26 protein-coding genes and 2 pseudogenes are annotated in these 20,903 nt (G+C 71.3%); 10 read left to right on the top strand and 18 right to left on the bottom strand.

From position 1 onward, the window contains the following. The first annotated feature begins 183 nt into the window (after positions 1-183). Positions 184-2,682, top strand: coding sequence for a LuxR C-terminal-related transcriptional regulator (locus tag O7635_RS24290; protein WP_278082766.1), 2,499 nt, complete (start codon positions 184-186; stop codon positions 2,680-2,682). Positions 2,683-2,807: 125 nt separating this feature from the next. Beyond that, complete coding sequence (locus O7635_RS24285) at positions 2,808-3,836, top strand: FUSC family protein (RefSeq protein WP_278082765.1); 1,029 nt, start codon at positions 2,808-2,810, stop codon at positions 3,834-3,836. Positions 3,837-3,844: 8 nt separating this feature from the next. Here the strand turns inward: O7635_RS24285 and O7635_RS24280 are convergent, their stop codons facing one another. From O7635_RS24280 to O7635_RS24265, 4 genes are read right to left on the bottom strand one after another with little or no spacing between them, the layout of a single operon-like run. Continuing rightward, positions 3,845-4,078, bottom strand: a complete 234-nt coding sequence (locus O7635_RS24280; protein ID WP_278082764.1) for a hypothetical protein — start codon at positions 4,076-4,078, stop codon at positions 3,845-3,847. Positions 4,079-4,100: 22 nt separating this feature from the next. Continuing rightward, positions 4,101-4,664, bottom strand: a complete 564-nt coding sequence (locus tag O7635_RS24275) for a type 1 glutamine amidotransferase domain-containing protein (protein WP_278082763.1) — start codon at positions 4,662-4,664, stop codon at positions 4,101-4,103. A 32-nt stretch (positions 4,665-4,696) separates the two neighbouring features. Beyond that, a complete protein-coding gene (trxA, locus tag O7635_RS24270; protein ID WP_278082762.1) occupies positions 4,697-5,131 on the bottom strand; it encodes a thioredoxin in 435 nt (144 codons plus the stop codon). A gap of 19 nt (positions 5,132-5,150) precedes the next feature. Then, entirely contained in the window at positions 5,151-5,582 is a 432-nt protein-coding gene (locus O7635_RS24265) for a DUF2267 domain-containing protein (RefSeq protein ID WP_278082761.1), read from the bottom strand. Positions 5,583-5,799: 217 nt separating this feature from the next. Here O7635_RS24265 and O7635_RS24260 point away from each other — a divergent pair, with 217 nt between their 5' ends. After that, positions 5,800-6,258 carry an Hsp20/alpha crystallin family protein gene (locus O7635_RS24260; RefSeq protein ID WP_278082760.1) on the top strand — a complete coding sequence of 153 codons (459 nt, stop codon included), beginning with the start codon at positions 5,800-5,802 and terminating at the stop codon, positions 6,256-6,258. Continuing rightward, positions 6,258-6,686, top strand: coding sequence for a RidA family protein (locus O7635_RS24255; protein WP_278082759.1), 429 nt, complete (start codon positions 6,258-6,260; stop codon positions 6,684-6,686). The genes O7635_RS24260 and O7635_RS24255 overlap by 1 nt, the downstream gene beginning before the upstream one ends. Before the next feature lie 68 nt (positions 6,687-6,754). Here O7635_RS24255 and O7635_RS24250 read toward each other — a convergent pair whose 3' ends face one another. Then, positions 6,755-7,333, bottom strand: a complete 579-nt coding sequence (locus O7635_RS24250) for a sigma-70 family RNA polymerase sigma factor (protein ID WP_278082758.1) — start codon at positions 7,331-7,333, stop codon at positions 6,755-6,757. Positions 7,334-7,531: 198 nt separating this feature from the next. Further along, a complete protein-coding gene (locus O7635_RS24245; protein WP_278082757.1) occupies positions 7,532-7,783 on the bottom strand; it encodes a hypothetical protein in 252 nt (83 codons plus the stop codon). A gap of 210 nt (positions 7,784-7,993) precedes the next feature. Between O7635_RS24245 and O7635_RS38165 the strand changes: the two are divergent. Then, a pseudogene (locus tag O7635_RS38165) lies at positions 7,994-9,214 on the top strand (NF041680 family putative transposase); the annotation flags it as partial. Positions 9,215-9,269: 55 nt separating this feature from the next. On the opposite strand, the gene O7635_RS24230 reads toward O7635_RS38165, so the two are convergent. Further along, entirely contained in the window at positions 9,270-9,776 is a 507-nt protein-coding gene (locus O7635_RS24230; RefSeq protein WP_278082755.1) for a MarR family transcriptional regulator, read from the bottom strand. 154 nt (positions 9,777-9,930) lie between these two features. Between O7635_RS24230 and O7635_RS24225 the strand changes: the two genes are divergently transcribed. Further along, a complete protein-coding gene (locus tag O7635_RS24225) occupies positions 9,931-10,269 on the top strand; it encodes an STAS domain-containing protein (protein ID WP_278082754.1) in 339 nt (112 codons plus the stop codon). Here O7635_RS24225 and O7635_RS24220 read toward each other — a convergent pair. Next, positions 10,255-10,467 (bottom strand): hypothetical protein, encoded by a 213-nt coding sequence (locus tag O7635_RS24220; protein ID WP_278082753.1) that lies wholly within the window; start codon positions 10,465-10,467, stop codon positions 10,255-10,257. The genes O7635_RS24225 and O7635_RS24220 overlap by 15 nt on opposite strands. A gap of 68 nt (positions 10,468-10,535) precedes the next feature. After that, positions 10,536-12,335: a GGDEF domain-containing phosphodiesterase gene (locus O7635_RS24215; RefSeq protein WP_278082752.1), complete on the bottom strand. Its 1,800-nt coding sequence runs from the start codon at positions 12,333-12,335 to the stop codon at positions 10,536-10,538. Positions 12,336-12,839: 504 nt separating this feature from the next. On the opposite strand from O7635_RS24215, the gene O7635_RS24210 reads away from it, so the two are divergent. Continuing rightward, on the top strand, positions 12,840-13,100 hold the full coding sequence (locus tag O7635_RS24210; protein ID WP_278082751.1) for a BON domain-containing protein: 261 nt from the start codon (positions 12,840-12,842) through the stop codon (positions 13,098-13,100). Positions 13,101-13,138: 38 nt separating this feature from the next. On the opposite strand, the gene O7635_RS24205 is transcribed toward O7635_RS24210, so the two are convergent. Both O7635_RS24205 and O7635_RS24200 read right to left on the bottom strand, forming a co-directional pair. Continuing rightward, on the bottom strand, positions 13,139-13,969 hold the full coding sequence (locus O7635_RS24205; protein WP_278082750.1) for a sigma-70 family RNA polymerase sigma factor: 831 nt from the start codon (positions 13,967-13,969) through the stop codon (positions 13,139-13,141). A 57-nt stretch (positions 13,970-14,026) separates the two neighbouring features. Then, entirely contained in the window at positions 14,027-14,512 is a 486-nt protein-coding gene (locus O7635_RS24200; RefSeq protein ID WP_278082749.1) for a hypothetical protein, read from the bottom strand. Between the two features lie 110 nt (positions 14,513-14,622). Between O7635_RS24200 and O7635_RS24195 the strand changes: the two are divergent. Then, positions 14,623-15,652 (top strand): annotated as a pseudogene (locus O7635_RS24195) (cation:proton antiporter). A gap of 109 nt (positions 15,653-15,761) precedes the next feature. Here the strand turns inward: O7635_RS24195 and O7635_RS24190 are convergent. Then, positions 15,762-16,250 carry a nitroreductase family deazaflavin-dependent oxidoreductase gene (locus tag O7635_RS24190; protein WP_278082748.1) on the bottom strand — a complete coding sequence of 163 codons (489 nt, stop codon included), beginning with the start codon at positions 16,248-16,250 and terminating at the stop codon, positions 15,762-15,764. Positions 16,251-16,351: 101 nt separating this feature from the next. On the opposite strand from O7635_RS24190, the gene O7635_RS24185 reads away from it, so the two are divergent. Next, complete coding sequence (locus O7635_RS24185; RefSeq protein ID WP_278082747.1) at positions 16,352-16,762, top strand: PRC-barrel domain-containing protein; 411 nt, start codon at positions 16,352-16,354, stop codon at positions 16,760-16,762. A gap of 157 nt (positions 16,763-16,919) precedes the next feature. Next, a complete protein-coding gene (locus O7635_RS24180; RefSeq protein WP_278082746.1) occupies positions 16,920-17,384 on the top strand; it encodes a DUF6069 family protein in 465 nt (154 codons plus the stop codon). On the opposite strand, the gene O7635_RS24175 is transcribed toward O7635_RS24180, so the two are convergent. The 6 genes from O7635_RS24175 to O7635_RS24150 form a co-directional block, all read right to left on the bottom strand. Beyond that, complete coding sequence (locus O7635_RS24175; RefSeq protein WP_278082745.1) at positions 17,334-17,993, bottom strand: DUF998 domain-containing protein; 660 nt, start codon at positions 17,991-17,993, stop codon at positions 17,334-17,336. The two genes, O7635_RS24180 and O7635_RS24175, sit on opposite strands and share 51 nt — an antisense overlap. A gap of 17 nt (positions 17,994-18,010) precedes the next feature. Continuing rightward, positions 18,011-18,307 (bottom strand): BON domain-containing protein, encoded by a 297-nt coding sequence (locus O7635_RS24170; protein ID WP_278082744.1) that lies wholly within the window; start codon positions 18,305-18,307, stop codon positions 18,011-18,013. 13 nt (positions 18,308-18,320) lie between these two features. Continuing rightward, on the bottom strand, positions 18,321-18,593 hold the full coding sequence (locus tag O7635_RS24165; RefSeq protein WP_278082743.1) for an adhesin: 273 nt from the start codon (positions 18,591-18,593) through the stop codon (positions 18,321-18,323). 102 nt (positions 18,594-18,695) lie between these two features. Continuing rightward, a complete protein-coding gene (locus tag O7635_RS24160; RefSeq protein WP_278082742.1) occupies positions 18,696-19,643 on the bottom strand; it encodes a DUF1648 domain-containing protein in 948 nt (315 codons plus the stop codon). After that, positions 19,640-19,990 (bottom strand): GntR family transcriptional regulator, encoded by a 351-nt coding sequence (locus O7635_RS24155; protein ID WP_278082741.1) that lies wholly within the window; start codon positions 19,988-19,990, stop codon positions 19,640-19,642. Before O7635_RS24155 ends, O7635_RS24160 begins: the two co-directional genes overlap by 4 nt. Positions 19,991-20,067: 77 nt before the next feature. Then, positions 20,068-20,874, bottom strand: a complete 807-nt coding sequence (locus O7635_RS24150; RefSeq protein WP_278082740.1) for a potassium channel family protein — start codon at positions 20,872-20,874, stop codon at positions 20,068-20,070. Positions 20,875-20,903 lie beyond the last annotated feature (29 nt).

Below are 20,903 nucleotides of genomic sequence, written 5' to 3'. Positions count from 1 at the left end.
GTTCCGCTCGAGCTGTGCACCACCAACCCTTGGCGCGGTCCGGGTGAGTGCGTCTCCCCCGCAGCGGGCGAATCCCCGCGCGACCCCGCCGCCGGCGTCGTTTCAGCGCGGCGGGAGCGGGTAGCCACATCTCGGGTCCGGACGCCCGGCCCGGACCTCTCGCCATTGCCGGGGGTCGGGGGCATGTCTGACTCGGTGTTGCTGCTCGCCAAGCTCGCGCCGCCGCCCGGGCCCGCCTATCTCCTGGAGCGCCCGCGGCTGCACCGCGCGCTCGACCGCGCCGCGGAACGGGCGCTCACCCTGCTCGTGGCGCCTGAGGGCTGGGGCAAGACCACGTTGCTGCGTTCCTGGGGCCGATCCGTGGCAGGTCAGCTGGGCACGCCGGCCTGGCTGTCGGTCGAGGCGGACGACCGGGGCGGCCGATTCCGGGCCTACCTGCACGCCGCCCTGCGCACCGCGTCGCCGGAGGCGGTCGCCGGGGTGCCGGCTCCGGCCGCGGTCTCCGCCGACGCCTACTACGAGCACCTCGCCGACGGGCTCAGCCGCCTGCCCCGCCCGATCATTCTCACCCTGGACGACCTCCAGGAAGCGGACGACGAGGCCCTTGCCGGCCTGGAGTTCGCGGTCGGTCACGCATCCGGCGGACTCCACCTGGTCGCCGCCACCCAGGTCGAACCGACCCACTTGCTCCAACGCTGGCGGCTGACCGGGCACCTGACCGAGTTGCGGACCCGGGAGCTCGCACTCACCCGTGACGAGACCGCAGAGCTGCTGCGCATGCACGGGGCGGCGGTGACGACGGAAACCGTCGACGATCTCTGGAGGCACACCGAGGGCTGGCCGGCCGGAGTGCGGCTGACCGTCCTCGACCTCCTCGACCGGGCAGAGCCGGCGGACCCGGCGGAGACGGTCGCCCACGCGCCCGACGCGGCGGTCGACTACCTGGTGACCGAGGTGTTGGAGCGGCGCCTGTCCCACCTCCGCGAGGCGTTGCTGCGCAGCTCGGTGACGGACCAGCTCAGCGGCGGGCTGATCAATGCGCTCACCGGCCGCAACGACGGAGCGGCGGTCCTCGCCGACCTCAACCGTTCGGACACCTACGTCGTGCCGACCGGGGGAACTCCGACCACTCACCGCTTCCACCACCTGTTCCGCGACGTGCTCCGCGCCGAGTTGGCGCGTCGCCATCCCGACCTGGTAGTTCCGTTGCACCGCCGGGCGGCGGCCTGGTTCGCGGCCAGCGGCATGCTCCGGCCAGCGCTGCGGCACGCGCTGCACGCCGGTGACCGCGACGCTGCCGTGGATCTCGTTCTGCGCTGCTGGCCCTGGCTGGGCACCGCGGAGCACCCGGGCGAGGCGGCCGCCTCCGTCCCGGTTCCGAGCGCCGCGCCGGAGGACGACCCGGCGCTGGCACTGGCGTACGCGACTGACCGGCTGGACCAGGACGAGCCCGGCCTCAGCGACGAGGCGCTGGAAGCCACCGCCGACCGGTGCCCGCCACTGGGCCGGGCGGTCGAGGCTGTCCGGCTGTTCCGCGCCCAGCGCAGCGGCCACCCGGCGGCCGTCTACACAGCCGCGGACCGGCTGCTCGACCAGCTGGACTCGGCCAACTGGCCGGGCGGTCCCGGCGAAGACGCGGTCGCGGCGATCGCGCTGGCCGCGCACGGCGCGGCCCAGCTCGGACTTGGCAACGTCGTGGACGCCGAAGACGACCTGTCGTCGGGCTGGTCAGCCGCGACACGGTCCGGCCTGCGCTGCCAGCAGTTGATTTGCGCTAGCCGGCTCGCGTTGATCAAGGCGGAACGCGGCGAGCTGTCCGTGGCCGACCAGGCCGTCGACGCCGCCCGCCGGCTGTCCCCATGCCCCGGCCAGGCGCCACCCGTCCATCGCGCCCATGCCCACCTCGCGCAGGCGATCGTCGACGCACACCGCGACCTGGTGCCCGACGCTCTCGCCCACCTCGACATCGCCGCCCGCGCCGGTGGGGTCCTCCCGCCGCCGGAGATCACCGGACCAGCCGCGACGCTGCGTGCCCAGATCGGCGACAGGGCTGCCATCCAGGTAGCTCAGCGGCCCCCGCCGGAGCGCCTCCCGGCCGGCTTCCACGACCGGAGTCAACCGGGATCGGCCGTTGACGCGGCCCGGGCCCAGCTCGACGAGGGCGAGCCCACCAGGGCTCTCGAGCTGCTACCGAGCTGGGAAACCGGGTCGGGTGGCCCGCTGGGCCCGCGGCTGGAGGCCGGGGTCGTCGCCGCCCTCGCACAGCGGGCATGCGGCCGCCGGAAGGAAGCGTCCCGACTGCTGGAGAGCCTGCTGCGGATGGCCGAACCCGACGGCTACCGGCGGGTCTTCACCCGAGCCGGTCAACCGCTGCGGGATCTGCTCCTCGACCACCTGGACTCCGGCACGGCGTACTGGGCGACCGTGCAGAGCCTGATCGGCGCTATGGGCGCGCCTGTGCTGCCCACCGCCGCGCCGAAGGCCGTATCCGATCCGCTGACCGACCGTGAGCTCACCGTGCTGCGGTACCTGCAGAGCGTCCTGTCCAACGGCGAGATCGCCACCGAGATGACCGTCTCCGTCAACACGGTCAAGACGCACCTGCGCAACATCTACCGCAAGCTCGACACCAACCACCGCCGCGACGCCGTGCGCCGCGCCCGCGAGCTGCACCTGCTCTGAGGCTCCACGCCTCGCCCGCGGTGGGTGAGGCCCGCTCACCCGTCCAGCGCGGACGCTGTTCCTGACCGACAGATCTCGTCGCTTGTCCAGGTGCCTGGGCGGCAAGGTGGGAACTGGGAGGCAGCGTGTCCAACGGGTGGCTGCGGCAACGCCTGGCCGCCACCTGGGCCGACCGGTGGATCGTGTTGCAGATCGGGGTCGCCGCCGGGTTGGCCTGGTTCGTAGCCCGCGGCGCGATCAGCCACACCAGCGCTTTCTTCGCGCCCGCCGCCGCGGTGCTCGTGGTCAGCAGCTCGATCGGCCGGCAGCTGCGGCAAACCCTGGAGCTGGTCGCGGGCGTCACGGTGGGGCTCATCCTGGCCGATGGGCTGGTGCACCTGCTCGGGCACGGCCCGCTGCAGCTCGCTCTGGTGGTGGTGCTGGCGGCCAGCGCGGCGCTGCTGGTCAGCGGCGGGAAGATGGTGCTCAACCAGGCCACCACGACGGCGGTCCTGATCGTCGCGCTGTATCCGTCGGCCGGAAACGGGGTCTATTACGAGCGCTGGCTGGGCGCGCTGATCGGCGCGGGCGTGGCCTTCGGCGTGCGCCTGGCGATCGTGCCGCTCCGGCCGTTGTCCGCCGTGCGCCGCTCGGCGGACGTGCTGCGCGAGCGGCTCGCGGAGGCGTTCGCCGGCGGCCGGGCGGGACTCGACGCGGCCGACCGGGGAGTGACGCGGGCCGCTGCGGCGCGACTCGAGTCGGCGGAGCCGCTGCTGCGACAGTTGACCGAGGATGCCGAGCGGGCCGCGAACATGATCTCGGTCGCGCTGTTGCACCGGCGCTCGCGGCTGAGCTTGGCGGGAGCCCGAGCCACCCTGGCCCACCTCGACGGCGCGATCGACAGGGCGCAGGTCGCGCTGTGGATCGAGGCCGAGGAGATCGCCGCCGTGGCGCCGAACGGCATGGTCGAGGCGCTGGCGAGGCTGGCGCGGGCCGTGGACGAGGCCTTGACGACGCTGCTGGGGCCGTCGGCTTCCGCCGCGGCGGAGCGGGCGGCCGCCCGAGCAGAGGACCTCGTGGGCCTGGCCGTGGGCGATCGCCAGCGCGCGGCGGGCGAACTGCTCCCAGCCTCTCGCACAGCCTGGCCTGGCGGCGGTCGGCGTGGGCCGGTCTGACCAGCGGCTCACGGCCGGAACGGGTCAAGACCCGGAATGTCGATCACGTCCACGTCGAGGAACTGGCGGACCATGCGCAACGCATATTCGATCCCGGCCTTGTGCGCCGCGCTGACCTCGTCCGACTCCTCGCCATAGGCGGCGACCGCGGTTTCCAAGGCGGCGATCAGCGTGTCGCGGCGATGAACGAACGTGCGGAGCGCCTGCATCGGCGAACCGGCCGTCCCATCCGAGCGGGCCATCGCGGGTCTCCCGTCGCTCAGGTCAGCCGGACGCGCGCTGCGGTGTCTTCGCGAACTGCTCGACGATCGCGGCGCAGAAGGCCGGCAGGTCCTGTGGCCCACGACTGGTCGTGAACTGGCGGTCGACGACGACGTCCTGGTCGACGACGTCGGCGCCGGCGTGGCGCAGATCAGTGCGGACGCTGGGCCAGGACGTCAGCCGGTGCCCGCGCACGACGTCGGCCTCGACCAGTGTCCAGGGGCCGTGGCAGATGCTGCCAACCGGCTTGCCGGTGGCGACGAATGCCTTGACGAAGCCGAGCGCGTCGCTGCTGATGCGCAACTGGTCCGGGTTGACCGTGCCGCCGGGCAGCAGCAGCGCGTCGTAGTCGTCGACCGAGGCGTCCCGCACCTGCTTGTCGACCGGGAAGGTGCCGGCGGAGACGAGGTCGAACTGGCGCGCCTGGATCTCGCCCGGATGGATGGAAAGCAGCTCGGTCGTGGCGCCGGCGCCGTGCACCGCGCCTTGCGGCTGCTCGAGTTCGACGCGCTCGACGCCGTCGGCGGCGAGGATCGCGATCTTCTTGCCTTGCAGTGCCTGTGGCATGGGAAACCTCCCGATGTGTGTGAGTAATGCCCTCACGCCGCGCTCTGCAGCGTCTGTTCCACCCAGCTGCGCAGGACCGGCGCCGGTGCGGCGCCCGCCCGCCTCGCGACGACCTGACCCTCGCGCATCAGCATGAGCGTCGGCACGGCCTGGACCGAGAACCGCTGTGCGAGCGACGGTGCGGCATCGACGTCGACCTTCACGAGCTTGACCTTCCCGGCCAGATCGCGGGCCACCTGCTCCAGCGCCGGGCTCACCTGCCGGCACGGGCCGCACCAGGTCGCCCACATGTCCACCAGCACCAACGGCCGCGCGCGCTCGGCAACATCGCCGAAGTCGTCGTCGTGTGCGTCTGCCACCCAGGGCAGCGGCTCATGGCAGTTCCCACACCGCGGAATCCCGTCGGCGACGGCCGGCACCCTGTTCTTGCGCCCGCAGTGGACGCACTCGATCACGCGGGAGTCCATCGCTTCCTCTTACGACTGCCTAGACAGCGACGACGGCTGCCAGGTCGCTCGGCATTCCGGCGCGGATGTCATCCCATTCGCCGTGGCTCACGTGCGGCCGGAGAGCGTGCAGCACGGTCTGGACGAGCCGCGGCATGCCGCCGTCGACGTCGTACGAGAACTCCCGACGCACCCGCCCCAGGAACTCGTCCCGGTTCATTCGCTGCGGGACGCGACTGGGGTCCCAGCCGTCGTAGTAGACGCCACGGATCAAGACGGGGAACTGGGCGGCCAGCTGTGCCGCCTCGTCGACGCCGAGCCGGTCACGCAACGCGTGCAGCACCGCGCGCAGTGCGGCGTACGACTGGCTGCGCCTTTCCTTCGGCCATCCGTAGGCCTGCTCGATCTCCTTGAGCACGCGATTCGTCCGATCGACCGTCGTGCTGAAGGCCGCGTAACCGGCATCGACCATCGCTCAACCTCCCGCCTTCAGGTCTCGACGGTCGCATGTCACGGGGTGAAGGAGGCTCACCCCGCAAGGGTGGCGAACCGGTTCCGGGACCGTCCGGCGGCACTGGTCATCCGGTGCGGGGGAACCGCGCTCACCCACACCCGACGAGCATGGGTGGCGTAGCTGTTCGGACTCCGGAAGGGAAGATCCAACCATGTCACTGGCACCCTTTACATCCATGCAACGTCGCGGCGGTGGACAGGTCGGCTGGGACCCGTACCGTGACGCCAACCGGTTCGACCAGCTGGTCCGCACCCTCTTCGCCGATGCACCGGGCCTCACCGCGCAGAGCGCCCTGGCGATTCCGGTCGACATCGAAGAGACCGACGACGCCTACGTCGTCGACGTCGACCTTCCGAACGTGAACCCGGACGACGTCACCATCGAGATGCGCGGCGAGGAACTGCGGATCTCAGGACGGTTCGAGCAGCGCGAGCGCTCCGGCGTGATGCGCCGGCAGAATCGCCAGCAGGGCGAGTTCGAATATGTGGTGGACCTACCCAGCGACCTCGATCCCGACCGCGTCGACGCGACGTACGACCGTGGTGTCCTGCGGATCAGCGTGCCCAAGGCGCAGGACGCGCAACCGCGCCGGATCGAGATCCACGAGACCCAGGGCGGGCAGCAAGCGAGCTGATGGCTATTCAGAAGACCACCTTCGACCTCGGTGTCCCGTGGGAGGACACGGCCGGCTACGCCCAGGCCGTGCTGGTCGACAACTGGCTTTACATCTCCGGACAATCGGGCCACCGAGCGGACGGAACGCTGGTCTCCCCAGCCATCGACGGCCAGCAGGGCGACGAGCAGTCGAGGATGAAGGACCAGATGATCCAGGCGTACCTGAACGCCCGTGCCGTGCTCGCACACTTCGACTGCACCTTCGACAACGTCGTCGAGGAGGTGGTGTTCGCCGTCGACATCGGGGCCGCGCTCGCGGTCATGCGCGAGGTGCGCCAGCAGTTCTACCTGGGGGACAAGCCCAAGGTCACGAACACCATCGTCGGCACGCCTGCGCTGCCGCTGCCCGGGCAGGTCGTGGAGATCAAGTTTGTGGCCCGCCGATAGCCGGGAGATGACGGCGAAGTAGCGTCAAGCAATCACTGCCGAAGGAGTACCACCACTCGGGTTCGCGATCACCTGACCAGACGCCGTCGGCTTCTACGAACGAGGCCGTTGTCCCACCGTTGCACCGGACCGTGACTAGTGAGGAAGCTGTAGCCGAGCACCGCCTGCGCAGCCAAGTCCACTTCGGACAAGGGAACGCCCCGTCGCACGGTCATCTCCCGACGCGTCGGAGCGCCGGACAACTCCTGCGTCAGCTGTTCCTTGGCCCGCCATGCCGCCAACGCGAGCTCCTGGATCGGCCGGGCGACGTGCACGTCCCAGCCCGCATCACGGAAATGCCGGCGTAGCTCTCCGCGCACCGTGGCCGCCGCATAAGCCGTGAATGAGCCCAGGTCCGGGTCGACGTTGTCGACCGCCTTGACCAGCCCCAGGCGAGCCACCTGCCGTGGGTCGTCGTCGGCCAAGCCACGTCCGAAGTAACGCCGCGCGAGCCGGTCGGCAAGCGGCAGCGCCTCCGAAATCAACGCATCGCGCGCCTGTCGCCTCGCGATCTCACCGTCAGCGACCGCCGAAACGTAACGAGCGCCGCTTCGTCCAGCGAGCGGTCGAAGCCACCGACCGAGCCGTTCTGAGCTGCCACCATCCACGCCTCCTGGCTGGCGGTACGCGCCGGTCCAGGCTGTCCTACCCAAAGCGCAGCGACGATACGCCCCGTCGAGCGCTTCCCGGAACTCGATCAGGTCTTACCCTTGCGGTCCAACCGCCGCCCATACGACCTTCCCCCCGTCGGTGGGCGGGAACCCCAGGCGGTCGCGGCGGCCGCTACGAGGGTGAGACCGCTGAAATCACGGCCGGTGTCCGGCTGCGGGGTGGTGCGGCGAGCCGTCTTCCACGGCGACGCAGAGCTGCTCGCCCTGCCGGGCCACAGTGAGCGTGAGCATCGTGCCGGCGTGGACCACGCCGTTGGCGACCAACTCCGATACCGCGATGCAGGCGGGACTAATCAGAGGCGGCAGGTCCCACAGCAGGCACGCCTCGGTGACCACCTCGCGCGCACGACGGCCAGCTCCTCGCACCGGCAGGAGCTGTTCGGTCAAATCCGGTAGAAGGTCTCCGCTTGCTCGCCGCCATCAGCTTGCACGGTGCTCCTTTGCCCGTCGCTGTTGGGTCGGCGTACCCGCCGCGCGGGAACTTACACAACAGCGTCGCGCGGTCAGGTAAGGGCGACGCGGCCGCCCTGAAAGCGAAGCTGTTTCCACGGCACGGTGGTCAGGTTGCGTCGGAGGATGTGCCGGGCAGCTGAGAAGACGAGCCTGGCCGCGGTGGCGGTGCCCCGGGCCGCGGACGGGCGGATCGTCCTGGCGGTGGACGTGACGTGCTGGCTGCGGCCGGAGGCCCATACCAGCCCGCAGCGGGTCCTCTGCCACACCTACGGCCGCGGCAAAGACACCCACATCATGGTTCCGGGCTGGCCGTATTCGCTGGTCACCACTTTGGAGACCGGCCGCGGCTCGTGGACCGCGCCGTTGGATGCCCGCCGCCTGGCGCCGGGCGCGGACGCGGCGACCGTCACCGCCAGCCAACTACGCGAGGTCGTGGCGCGGCTGATCGCTGCCGGGCAATGGCGGCCCGGCGATCCGCATATCTGGATCGTCGCCGACGCCGGCTATGACGGCCCGCGGTTGGCGTTCCTGCTGGCCGATCTGCCCGTCCGGATGCTAGTGCGGATGCGTTCGGATCGGGTCCTGCGCCGGCCGCCACCGCCCTGGACACCGCGCGCGGGTGGCGGACGCAAACCCCGCCACGGCGGCGAGTTCGTCTTCGGCGACCCGGCCAGCTGGAGCGACCCGGACACCGCGACCGTACCGATACCCGCCTTTACAGGACCGCGACCGCGCGGGCCTGGCATCGGCTGCATCCCCGGCTGACCCACCGCACCGCCTGGGTCGCGCATGCCGGTGCGCTGCCGATCATCGAAGGCACCGTGGTCCTGCTGAATGTTGACCGGCTGCCCTCGGGCGCGACCGCGAAACCGGTCTGGCTGTGGTGGTCCCAACCCGAGGCCACCACCGCCGAGGTTGACCTGCTCTGGCAGGCGTTCCTGCGCCGGTGCGACATCGAGCACACCTTCCGCATGCTCAAACAGACCCTCGGCTGGACCACCCCGAAACTACGCGACCCCGATGCCGCCGACCGGTGGACCTGGCTCGTGCTGGCCGCCTACACCCAACTCCGCCTCGCCCGCACCGCCGTCACCGGCCGACGCCGCCCCTGGGAACGACGCCCGCCAGCCAACCGACTATCCCCACGACCGCGTCTGGCGAGGGTTTCGGAACCTACGCGGCACAGCCGGCAATCCCGCCACCGCACCAGAACCCTCCCGACCAAGACCCGGCCGCCCACCCGGCCACCGCAACCACCACCCCGCCACCCGCCACGACGTCCACGCAGCCACCAGCCCGAAACCCGGCCCTGGCACCAAGAAACCCACGAAATCGACGGCTCCAAGACCACGCCGCACAGGTTAAAAATCAAGCTAGTGCCGCGGCCTCACCGAGGTTCTGAATGAACATCGCCGAGCGCTCAGGCTGGCGCGGGCCGGGCCGACTCCGACCAGCGGCGCCACCATTCCGCCTCGGAGGGCTCGCCGGTGGCGGACACGACCGCGCGCACCGCTTGGGGGAGGTCGAGATCCGGACCGTACGGCTCGATCAGCTCTCGGATGTCGGCCGCGCGACGGCGCATCACCTCGCCGATGAGCTCTTTCCCTGCGTCGGTCAGGCCGAGCCGGATGGTCCGGCGGTCGTGTTCAGTGCGATGGCGGTGCACCAAGCCGCGCCGCACCAGCCGGTCCGACGTGCGGGTGATGGTGGACGGATGCAACCCCAGCTCGGTCGCGAGGTCGACCGGGCGTTGCGGACCCCGTCCCGCGAGCACAACCAGCATCCGGTATTGCGGCAGCGTGACGTCGGTGTCGAGCGCCGCCAGTGTGCGCGCCGTCAGGCCAACCAGCACGCGGGACAACGCCAGCAGGTCGTCGACCAGCGCGTCGAGGGCGCCACCCCGGTTGATCGTCTCAGACACGGCCACGGGCCCATGCTCGCATACGGGAGCCCTCCTCGGCTGTCTCCATCGTCGTGGCCGACGAACCGGCACAGGGTATTTGTATGAATACATGCTACGCTCCGGCAGCACCCCGAGGCGCTAGGACACTCGTGCGTCGCACCACGAGGAGGTTGCCACGATGCAGATCGAGAGCGCGCACGTCGGCGCCGGCACCGCCCGGATCCGGGTCGCGGGCGAGCTTGACACCGCCAACGCGGGCCTGCTGCTCGATGAGGTTCTCGCCCTGCTTTCCCGCGATCAGCTGAGCCGGATGATCATCGACATGCACCTGGTGACACTGGTTGATTCGACGGCGTTGGGCACGTTGGTTTCCTGCCATCGGGCGGCCGCGGCCGCCGGGGCCACGCTGACCATCCAGGCGCCGTCGCCGTTCGTGCGCCGGGTGCTGTGGGTCTCCGGCTTGCTGGGCCTGTTCGGGTTGGCGCCGCCGGCGGTCGTTGCCTCACCCCGAGGCTGAGTCCGATCCCGCGCACTGCGCGCACCGGTGTGCGCCGAACGGGTGCGGCTCCCCCTGCCAGCCCGCGCCGACGGCCAACGGCCACAGCACGTACCAGTCGCGCAGATGGACCGCGGCGGACAGCTCGCTCTCGCAACCGTCGCACACGAGCACGACTGCGGCGGGCACGCCGGGCGATGGCCGGGACCGCATGCTCATCGACCGATTCTTGCATACGTACATCGTCCGGGGGAGCGGAAACCAAGGCTTTCGCCGGTCTCGGCCCCCTAGCCGACCCGTTCCCCGCCGATCCAGTCACTGATACCCGCCGCCGTCCGCGGCCGGCCGTAGTACCAACCCTGCGCCGTGGGACAGCCGAGATCCAGCAGCACCTGATGGGTTCGCTCGTCCTCCACTCCTTCGGCGACGACTCGCAGCCCCAAGGTGGCAGCCATCTCGATGACGGAGCGGACCAGCGCCCGGTCGTCCCGTCGATCGGCGATGCCGCCGACCAGACTCTTGTCGATCTTCACCTCGGTCAGTGCCAGCCGGCGCAGGTGCTGCAGAGACGAGAACCCCGTGCCGAAGTCGTCCGCGGCGAGGCCGATGCCGGCGTCCGCGATGCGGGCCACGGCTCGCTCGACATGCCCGGCCTCGGAGATCAGCTCGCCCTCGGTGATTTCCACCGTCAGCTGATCCGGCCTGATGCCGCCGCCGGCGACCGTGGCGAGCAGGTGGTCGACGAAGCCGGACCGCTGGAGGTCGCGCATGCTGACGTTGACCGCGGCCGCGATCGGCCGGTGCTCCGCGTTCCATCGTCGGAGCTGGGCCGTCACCTCCTCCACCGCCCGCTCGGTGATCCGGCCCATCAAGGCGGTCGGCTCCGCGACCTCCACGATCGTGCCGGTGTCGACGGCGCCGCGTCGGGGGTGCTGCCACCGCAGCAACGCCTCGACGCTCGCCAGTTCGCCGCTGGCCAGATCGACCTGGGGCTGGTAGACGAAACTGATCGTTCCGCCGCCGGAGCGACCGTCGAGGGTCGCGCTGAGGTCCCTGAGGATCTCGAGACGGCGCGCCGGGTCGCTGACCGGCGCCGGCGTGTAGACCAGAGCCGGCACACCAGCCCGCGCGGCCTCGTGGGCCGCGGAGTCGGCGTGCCGCACGATGGTCGTCAGGTCAGCGCCGTGCTCGGGCGCCAGCGCGATGCCGACCGTCCCACGAATGTCGAACGGCACACCGGCCACGACCGCCGGCTCCTCGAGCGACGCCACGGTCGTCCTCGCCACGGCCACCGCGGCGTCCGCGTCGCGGCGACCGGCGTGGACGATCCCGAACTCGTTGCCCTCGAGACGGCCGACCGCATCCTGCGGACCGACAGCGCTTCGCAGGCGGCGGGCGATCTCCATCACGATCCGGTCCCCGATGCGCCGGCCGTACGACTCACTGATGTCCCGCAGCCGCGCGCCGTGGAACAACAGGAACGCGAACTCGACGGGCTCGGAGCGGGCGTCGTCGCGTCCGAGCATCCGGTTGACCACCTCGTCCAGGCCGCGTTGACTCAGCACGCCGGTCAACGCATCCCGCCGCAGCGCTCGGTTCTGTCGGTCGATCAGCCGGACCATGCCAGTCAGCGCTCCGATGGGCAGCAACAGGAGTGCGAACGTCCAACCACGTGGCTCGGCGACGATCACCGGACCCAGGAACAGGAGTGATGCGCTGGCGAGCACGTTGAGACCGAGGCCACGGGTGAAACTGGTGTGCCATGGCCGCCCGGTCGCGAACCGGTCCGCGATCACCAGAATCCCGTAGCTCACCAGCAACGCCGCCAGCACCGCCACCACGACCTGACCGATCATCGACCCGTCCACGCCTTCGGCGCGGCGCAACGGGCCAACGCCGGTGGCGAGCAGGAGGCCGCCCGCGGCCCCGATCCCCGCGGCGTTGCGGACGAGCACTATCGCGGACTCCCACGGCGAGAGCCGCAGGCGCGCGCAGCCGACGAGGTTCGCGGTGGCCTGGACGGCCAAGGCGGGGCCCAGTCCCCAGACGAGCAGGATCCCGAAGCTGAAACAGGTCGAAAGAAACACGGGACTCGCCACGTGCCGCCGATCCCATCCGGCCAGCGGTCGAAGGTCGGAGACGACAGCGATGGCGGCGAGGATCCAGAATCCAGCCTGAAGCACGGTCACCGCCTCGAACTCCACCAGAAAGATCGCCTACCCCGCTGCCTGGCAGTGAAACGCGTTCTACTTCGACTGGGGTAGGCGCCGAACGGCGAAGGTGGCGTTGGTCAAGGCGAGGTGGCTGAGTCCTTTGGGCACGTCGCCGGCCATCTGCCGACGGCGCCGGCCGTCTGCGCGTCCGTCCGTCGCCCATCACGACGTACGCACGGGTCGGCGACCATGCCGCGGTGTCGCCAGCTCGCATACCGCGGCGCCCAGTCGGGCGCGGAAGGAGCCGACATACGCGGGATGCGACCTTGCCGATCGGCCCCGACCTGTAGGGCTAATTGGATGTTTGGGCGGCCATGCCTGGCGGTAGCCGTCCGCCGGCCTGACCCCCGCTGCCGAAGGACGCTGATGTTTCCCTCGATGCTTCCCGACGACGGTTCGTGGCGGCCGACGCCACGGCCCCACCGCAACGCCGACGACGTGGAACTGGCAACCGCCGTGGTCGGGCGGCTCTCCGTCGACCCGGGCCTGGTGGACGCCGAGATCCAGGTTGCGGTGCAGAACCGGGTGGTGCTGCTCGGTGGCGTCGTCCCGTCTCCCGAGGTGCGGATCCACGCCGGCGATTCCGCGTGGCGTGTGGCCGGTGTGTTCGACGTCTGCAACCTCCTACGCGTCCGGTGACCGGCGGCCGCGCGTGGGCGCGACCGCCGGACCGACGATCAGCGTGGCTGGATGGATGGACCGTCTGCCTGCCGGTGCATGGCCTCGATGGCCCGCCCCAGCAGCCGCGAGACATGCATCTGGGAGATGCCGAGATCGGCCGCGATCTCGGACTGGCTGCGGTCGAGCCAGAACCGCTGCCACACGATGCTCCGCTCACGGGCCGGGAGCCCGGCGACGAGTGGGTGCACTGTGAGCCGCAGGTCGGCCCGGGCCAACTCGGGATCGTCGGCGCCGAGGCGGTCCGGGCCGGCCGCGCCGACCGGATCGGACTCGGCGGGTTTGTCGAGCGACGCGCTGCGGTGCACACCGGCGTAAGCATTCGCCTCCGCCGCCTCGCCAACGGTCACCTCGACCCGCTCAGCGACCTCCCGGGACGTCGGCTCACGCCCGAGTTCCTGGGCGAGCGCCTCCCGGGCGTTGGCCAGCTTGGGCCCGAGCTCCTGCACGGACCGCGGGATCCGGAGGTCACCGACTTTGTCACGGAAGTGCCGACGCAGCTCGCCGACGATGTTGGGCACCGCGAAGGCGGGGAAGACGTCGCACCGACCCGGGTCGAACCGATCCACCGCGTGGATCAGTCCGACGGCGGCGACCTGGTTGAGGTCGTCGAGCGGCTCGCGACCGGAGTGGTAACGCTTGGCCAGCCGACGCGCCATGGGCAGATAGGTCGAGATGACGGTCTCGCGCAACCGTTCGCGGCTGGGATCGTCGGCCGGCAGAGCGGCCATCGCGCTCAACGCGGCGGTGGCGACCTGGTTGGATTCGACCCGCTCGCGCTGCCACGACCTGGGCGCGGGCACGCGGGACTGTCGGGTGATGGAAGGCATGGTTTCTCCGGGACAGGGCCGCCGGCGGTTGGCGGCTGGTGGACGGGACCTGGGGCGTCACGAACGCCGCGGTGGTCCTCGTCCGTCCGGATTGCAGCGGAACACCGAATCTGGCGGTGTTTCATCGGCCACGGTGCGCCGTGACCCCGCCCCGGTGTGCGGCGGGTCGCCGGCGGCGCACGGGTCGGGCAGCACGGCCCGGCTCACGAGCCCGGGCGTCGCCGGTGGCTGCCGCACCCGCTGGACGTCGTGCGGACCCTCCCCCGCGTCGTCGTCCTTGGAGCCCGCCACGGCGGCGGCGAGCCGCCGTTCCGCAGACCTGGCGACGGCGTGCACGTCCGGTCCCGTTTGCCGGATCGCCTGCGCGGCGCCCGGTCGAATCGGCGCCTCCGCCCCCGCGGGCACCGCGTCAGCCCGCGCCGCGGCCGAGTTCGGCAGCGCCGGCGCGAAGAGCGTGACGAGAGCCAGCACCAGCCCGAGCCACGGGGGCACTGTGCGCAGGCTGGGCCACGGGCGTTCCCGGACGCTCCGTTGGCCGGCCATGAGCCAACTATTGCACACATACATCGTTCGTAGGAAGCGGTCCCATCCCGTACGGTGTCGTCCGCCGGGATGCGCGCCGGCGCCCCACCACCGGCGAAGGGCTCACCTCGATGACACTCCTGCTCGTCTTCGCCGGGGTGCTGCTGTTGGCCGTCCTGGTGTCCGCGCTCGCCAACCGCACGGTGCTCTCGACCGCGGTGGTCTTCCTCGTCGCCGGGTTCCTCGCGGGCGAGGGCGTGCTCGGTTGGGTGCCTCATCGGCGCCGTGCTGGCGCCCACCGACCCGGTGTTCGCGGCGGCGCTGGTCGGCAACGAACGGGTACCCGCCCGGTTGCGTCAGCTGCTCAACGTCGAGTCCGGCGTCAACGACGGCTTGGCGTTGCCGTTCGTGGTCGTGTTCCTGGCCGTCGCGGCCGGGACCGACGATCTCCACCTCGGTTCGTTGGCCCTGGAGTTGATCCTCGGCATCGTCATCGGCGTGGCGGTGCCGTGGCTGGCGTTGCGGCTGGAGCAGAGCCGCTTCTTCGCCGCGTCCACGCAGTACCTGCCGCTCAACGCGGTGGCCATCGGGCTGCTCGTGCTCGCGCTCGGCAAGGTCACCCACGGCAACCTGTTCCTGGCCGCGTTCGCCGCCGGCATGACCGTCGCCTCCTTCGGGCCACGGCAGAGGGAGGCGTTCGAGGAGTTCGGGGAGCTGATCGCCGAGCTGTTCAAACTCGCGGCGCTGCTGGTGTTCGGGGCTCTGCTGACGCCGGCGCTGCTGGGCGACATCGGCTGGCAGGGCTGGCTGTTCGTGCTCTTCGCGATCGTCGCGGCCCGCCCGATCGCACTGTGGGTGTCGTTCCTGGGCGCCCGCCTGACCGCGCGCGAGCAACTCGCCGCCATGTGGTTCGGCCCCAAGGGATTCGCTTCCGTCGTCTACGGACTGTTGGTGCTCACCTCGGGCATCGCCAGCGCTTTCGAGATCTTCGAAGTCGTCGCGGCGGCCATCGTGCTGTCCATCCTGCTGCACTCCTCCACGGACGTCGTCGTCGCCCGCGGCTTCGACGATCCGGCCGAAGCCCCCGCGTGGCACGGTCCGTTGCACCGGCTCGGCATCGGCAAGCGCGAGGTCCGGCCCGAGAGCGGCAGCGACGACTGATCGGGGCGTGACCCCTGTCCAGCAGTCGGACCGGCTGTCACACCACCACCAAGGCACGATCCACAGTGGCCAGTTTCCGCCCGGCACTGTGCCGGCTGCCGCCGGCAGTTCAGGTGAGCCGACGCACCGGCGCGAGCTCGAGGAAGCGCAGTGCCCGGCCGAGCGCGGCATAGTCCTCGTCGGTACCGTCGACTTCGTAGCCGAGCATGCGCGCGACGCGGGGGGCTATCCGGGGATGCTGCTGGGCGTATCCGACCATGGTGCCCGCGGCGTCGTCAGGTGACACCACGAAAGCCTCGACGGTCCGCCGCCGTGCGCCGTCGACGACGGTCGCCCTCGGGTTGGCACGCAGGTTGCGGTACCAGTCGGCGCGGCCACCGTAGCCGGACGCGACCGTGATCGTGCCCGACCGCCGGTCCCGCCCGATCACCTCCACCGCCGTCTGCCGGCGGACACCGGTCCGCCGTCCGAAGTGCTCGATCAGTACGACGCGGTGGCCGAAGATCGCGCCGAGCCGCCACCGCAGCAGGGGCACGGGGACGCGGAACAGCGCACGCAGGAGACGGCCGGGACGGTGCCCGGGTTCGCGAACACGCACGGCGGGCAGCTACCCGAGCGCTCCAATGCTCAAACGCTCACGTTTGGCGCGGCCGCGGACGGGGTAGCCGCCCAGCCCTTCGACCGCGGGCAAGGAGCACGATGACAGCCGACGCGATGTTGGTTACGTTGAGCGACACCGAGCGAACCGTCTCGGCGGCGGAGGACGTGCGAGGCCGCCGGATGCGCGACTGCGACGGCCTGCTCGTCGGGACGGTCACCGACCTGCTCGTCGACACCGGCGAGGGCAAGGTGCGGTTCCTTCGCGTCGGCGATTCCGGCGCCGCCGGGCCCCGACGGCTACCGGTCTGCGTGCCGGTCGAGGCGGTGACGCTGGTGCGGTCCGACGAGATCCAGGTCGACCAGACGTTGACCCGGATCACCGGCGCGCCGCGTTCCGACGCGCAAAGTGGCGACCAGCTGCCGTTCTACCGGGTCCTCTACAGCTACTACGACTATCCGCCGTTCTGGTCGCCGGGCCACGTGTACCCGCCGTTCCCCCAGCACCGCTGAATAACCGTCCTAGCTCCCGGCTTCGGGTGGGCCAGCCGACGCACCTACCACTGTGGATGGTCATCGGCGAACACGGCCCAGCGACGGCGTTTGGCGGCATGGGCACTCGGGTAGCCGCCCGCCCCCGAGAACCCTTCGAGTCGAATCGTGGAGACGCATGGTGCTGCGACGGGAGACGAGGCGGCGCGGTGCGGTCGCGGTGGCGGCGACCGCGGCGCCGGCCGTCGTCTGGCTCGCAGCCGTGCCGATCGGCGGCCTCGACATCGTGGCGTCGATGCCCGCACCGGCCACTCCGGGCACCGCCGCGCGGCACGCGGTGACAGTAGGTCTGCCCGCCGTCGTCGTGGCCGCCGCGACCGCCAGTCTGGCCGGCTGGGTGCTGTTCTCCCTGCTGGAGCGGTTGACGCCGCTGGCCGGACCCGTTTGGTTGGGAGTGGCGCTGCCCGCCTTCATCCTCTCGCTCGCCGGCCCGTTCATGGCCACCACGACGGCCGCGATGCTGGCTCTGGCGGGCATGCACCTGGCCGTCGCGGCCGTACTCGTTCCGGGGCTCGCCCTTTCGTGGCAGCGGTCATGGCCGCGCGACGGTGGAGCGCGCCTCATGCGCGTCGGTGGCCGATGACCGCACCCGCCAGGCCACGGCGACCACCCACGCGGCGACCAACGTGACCAGCAGACGCTGCAGCAGCCCGGTGGACGAGTCCTGCTGGCCACCCTGAGCCAGCAGCAGGCTCACCGATCCGGTGGCGAGCAGGCCGGACCAGGGCGTGAACGGTCGCCATCGCGCGCTCCGGGCGAAGGTCCAGGTGAGCACCACCATCGCCGCGACGGCGCAGATGAAGGACACCGCCACCGCCAGCAGGTGTACGACGCCGTTGGCGCTCAACGAATCCCAGTCGATCGCGCCGTCCAGCCGGTCGGTGTCGAACAGGCCGCCGATCAGCAGCGCCACACCGGCCGTCGCGAGCAACCCGCTGCCGGCCCGCGCCCCCGCCGTCAGCGGGATCGCTTTGCGGATGGCGATCGCGAGGGTCACCAGGCCGAGCGCGGCGACGGCGAAGGCGAGTGTCAGGAGGAACCCGTACGGGCCGAGCACGAGCTCGCCGATGGTGTCGTCGGTAACGCGGTGCGCGGAGGCGAATGGCAGCAGCCACACCGTTCCGACGAGCAGCACCTGACCGGCGACGGCGCTCACCAGGGCGGTGGACACGTCCACGCGCTGAGCCTTCATCGTGTGCCCTCCGTTCGTCAGCGGCGGTGGGGCGACTCCACCGCGATCCGGTTCGCGACGTCGAACACCCCGTCGACGCGCCACGCCGCGTCCCCCGCGGCGTGCCGCGTGTACGTCGACGGGACGACACCGTCGAGGATCACCACCCGGTTCTGCACCTCGACGAGAATCTCTCCGCCGGCGAGTCGGGTGTCCGCTGAGAGCTCGTTCAGCACCGCGATCGCAAGCAGGTCGTCCTGGCTGGGACGACGGGCGCCCTGCGGCCGTTGGAACCAGCCGTCGCCGGGCATCGGCGGCGGAAACGGGAAGATCACGTTTCCTCCTCGATCACGACACCGCGGGCATGACCGCGAACCGCACGCCGCCGGCACCGTCGGGCTCGGCGTCGAGCGCCGTGTGGCGCAGGATCTCGACAGCCTCGGCATCGAGGAAGATCCGCGCGCCTGACCGGTCGAAGACGGAGTCGCCGGCGGCCGGCTCGCCCACCAGCCCGAGGCGCAGACCGTGCTCCGGGTGGGTCGAAACCCGCAGGCCGGCACCGTCGGGCACGCCGTCCTGGGTCAGCAGCACGCAGATCGCCGCCAGCGCCTTGTCGGTCACGGTCAACACAGTCGGGGGCCTCCGTCGGGCAGTGAGCGATTAACGGTGTGTCGCTCAGGGCGGGGCGGCTACCCCGATCGCAGACAGGCCAAACCAGCGACCTCAGGGGCGCCCGTTCGACAGCATCGCGTTGAGCAACCTGGCCGGGGTCTCCGGATCGTCGACGGTGACGGCGAACTTCCGCCCGTCCCGACGGTGGACGACAAGCCCGGGCCCGGCCCGCAGCACGAGCGCGGAGCGGCCCGGCGCCACCCGGTAGCCCCAGCCGCCCCAGGCCATCGGGTCGATGTGCGCGGCGTGCGCCTCGACGATCTCCGTCAAGGGGATCCGGGTGATCGGCACGTGCACGATGCCGGCCGTGAGGCGTAACCCGCGACTGTCCACTGTGATCCGGGTCTCGGCGAACAACATCAGCGTGACGGCCGCCGCGGCCGCTCCCAACCAGGCGCCGGGGGCGACGTAGGCGGCCAGGAAAGTCGTCACGAGCAGGGCCGCCCCCGCGACGACGACGAACAACCGCGACCGCGACACCACCGACCACGCGGCCCGTTGCGTCGCCGACAGCGCCCCGGCGCCATCGCCAGGCGGTCTGGGCGTCCCGTCTGCCCTGCGCAGGTGGCCGCGGCCGGCGAGCGCGTAGACAACCGCGGCGTAGCTCAAGCCGACCGGGTAGAGAACCAACCGCCAACCCAGTTGCGTGCCACTGGTCGCGGCTGATGCCGAGATGCACCAGACGGCGGCGGCGCCGCCCGCCAGCCCACCGGCCAGTGCGAGCGCCATGCCTGCCGCGGCGCGGCGCCGGACATGGGCCAGCGCGCCGACGACGGCGAGTCCGCCGCCGGCGGCGGCGAGGCCGAACAGCGTCCACCACACGTTGCCGGCGGGCGCGAACCCGTCGGCCTGCCCGAAACCGCCCCAGTGGGTGGGCAGCACGTCGGGCAGATCGGGCCAGCGGCCGGGTCCGACAGCGATGAGGAGCGCCGCCGGCAGCCAGGCCGCCGTCGCGGCGGCGACGACTCGGCCGATCTGCCGACGAGAATGCGAGCTCATGACTGTGCCCGCCGCAGCAACGCGGCGATGTCGGCGTCGTCGAGGCCGAACCGGCGTGCGTCGCGCAGGAACGTCCGAGCCTGGTCCTCGAGCCGCAGCCGGGCGGCGTCCCCGGAGCGCACGACCGCCCCCCGACCTCGGCGGAGCTCGATGACGCCCTCGTCACGCAGCACCGCATAGGCGCGCAGCACCGTGTGCATGTTGACGCCGAGCGCGGACGCCAACTCGCGTGCGGCGGGCAGCCGCTCGCCGACCTCGAGCTCGCCTCTCATCACTCCGCGCCTGACCTGCGCGGCTATCTGATCGGCCAGCGTCTCGCGAGCCGCATGGTCCACGACGATCAACATGTTTGTATGATACTAGAACAATGCCCACATTCGCAGGGACGGTTGGACCCCGGTGCGGGCCCCGCCGCCGGCGAGCGTCAGCCTTCGGCGGCGTCGACGAAGCGCTCGCCACCGGCCGCTGGCCGGGCCGGTGGTGGCCGGGTGACCGGCGCCGGGTCCGCCTCGCCACGCAGTGCGGCGACCTCGGCCCGCAGCGCGCTGAGCTCAGCGAGGACCTTGGCGATGTCGTCCTTGGTGGCCTCGCCCGGACGATCCGCCTCCGAGATGCGTTCGACGATCCAGCTCGCGAGCGACCCGGTGACGAAACCGATCAACCCGATGCCGCCGATCATGAGGCCCAGCGCGACGAGCCGCCCGACCCCCGTCGCCGGATAGTGGTCGCCGTATCCGACCGTCGTGATGGTGACGACCGCCCACCAGAGCGCCTGCGGATAGCTGCCGATGTTGCTGTCCGGACTGCCCCGCTCCGCGTCGAGCACGGCGAGCCCGGAGACCAGCACGAGCAGGACGGTGCTGGCGCCGACGTAAAGGGCGAGCCGGCCGCGGGTCCACCGCTCGGTGCGCCGGTTGAGCACCAGCAGCGCCGTCACGAGCCGCAGCATCCGCAGCGGTCGCAGCACCGGCAGCACGAGAACGGCGAGGTCGAACAGGTGGGTCCGGATGAACCTGCGGCGGTCCGGGCTCAGCACGAACCGCACGAGGTAGTCGAGCCAGAACAGCCCCCAGATCACCAGGTTGGCCGCTTCGCAGGCCACGCGCCATCCCGCGGGCAGGTCCGGCCGCAGGATCGGCGCCGCGTAGACCACGATGAACAGCAACGCCAACGCGGTGAGGGCCGCCGCCGTCCGATCTTCCCAGCGGACCAGTCGCGCGTCGTCGGACATGCGGACCAGCATGCCGCACGCCCGCACAC

This window comes from Asanoa sp. WMMD1127, from assembly GCF_029626225.1.
Lineage (GTDB): Bacteria > Actinomycetota > Actinomycetes > Mycobacteriales > Micromonosporaceae > Asanoa.
The sequence above is the reverse complement of the archived record's forward strand: the minus strand, read 5'-3'. Positions and strand labels throughout refer to the sequence as shown.

Bases quoted from the DNA above. Each gene is read 5' to 3' on its own strand.
- O7635_RS24150 (WP_278082740.1), bottom strand. From the start codon at position 20,874: ATGTCCGACGACGCGCGACTGGTCCGCTGGGAAGATCGGACGGCGGCG.
- O7635_RS24160 (WP_278082742.1), bottom strand. From the start codon at position 19,643: ATGAGCTCGCATTCTCGTCGGCAGATCGGCCGAGTCGTCGCCGCCGCG.
- O7635_RS24255 (WP_278082759.1), top strand. From the start codon at position 6,258: ATGGCTATTCAGAAGACCACCTTCGACCTCGGTGTCCCGTGGGAGGAC.
- O7635_RS24260 (WP_278082760.1), top strand. From the start codon at position 5,800: ATGCAACGTCGCGGCGGTGGACAGGTCGGCTGGGACCCGTACCGTGAC.
- O7635_RS24155 (WP_278082741.1), bottom strand. From the start codon at position 19,990: ATGTTGATCGTCGTGGACCATGCGGCTCGCGAGACGCTGGCCGATCAG.
- O7635_RS24180 (WP_278082746.1), top strand. From the start codon at position 16,920: ATGGTGCTGCGACGGGAGACGAGGCGGCGCGGTGCGGTCGCGGTGGCG.
- O7635_RS24185 (WP_278082747.1), top strand. From the start codon at position 16,352: ATGACAGCCGACGCGATGTTGGTTACGTTGAGCGACACCGAGCGAACC.
- O7635_RS24280 (WP_278082764.1), bottom strand. From the start codon at position 4,078: ATGGCCCGCTCGGATGGGACGGCCGGTTCGCCGATGCAGGCGCTCCGC.
- O7635_RS24175 (WP_278082745.1), bottom strand. From the start codon at position 17,993: ATGAAGGCTCAGCGCGTGGACGTGTCCACCGCCCTGGTGAGCGCCGTC.
- trxA (WP_278082762.1), bottom strand. From the start codon at position 5,131: ATGGACTCCCGCGTGATCGAGTGCGTCCACTGCGGGCGCAAGAACAGG.
- O7635_RS24200 (WP_278082749.1), bottom strand. From the start codon at position 14,512: ATGGCCGGCCAACGGAGCGTCCGGGAACGCCCGTGGCCCAGCCTGCGC.
- O7635_RS24220 (WP_278082753.1), bottom strand. From the start codon at position 10,467: ATGAGCATGCGGTCCCGGCCATCGCCCGGCGTGCCCGCCGCAGTCGTG.
- O7635_RS24275 (WP_278082763.1), bottom strand. From the start codon at position 4,664: ATGCCACAGGCACTGCAAGGCAAGAAGATCGCGATCCTCGCCGCCGAC.
- O7635_RS24210 (WP_278082751.1), top strand. From the start codon at position 12,840: ATGCTTCCCGACGACGGTTCGTGGCGGCCGACGCCACGGCCCCACCGC.
- O7635_RS24265 (WP_278082761.1), bottom strand. From the start codon at position 5,582: ATGGTCGATGCCGGTTACGCGGCCTTCAGCACGACGGTCGATCGGACG.
- O7635_RS24225 (WP_278082754.1), top strand. From the start codon at position 9,931: ATGCAGATCGAGAGCGCGCACGTCGGCGCCGGCACCGCCCGGATCCGG.
- O7635_RS24205 (WP_278082750.1), bottom strand. From the start codon at position 13,969: ATGCCTTCCATCACCCGACAGTCCCGCGTGCCCGCGCCCAGGTCGTGG.
- O7635_RS24290 (WP_278082766.1), top strand. From the start codon at position 184: ATGTCTGACTCGGTGTTGCTGCTCGCCAAGCTCGCGCCGCCGCCCGGG.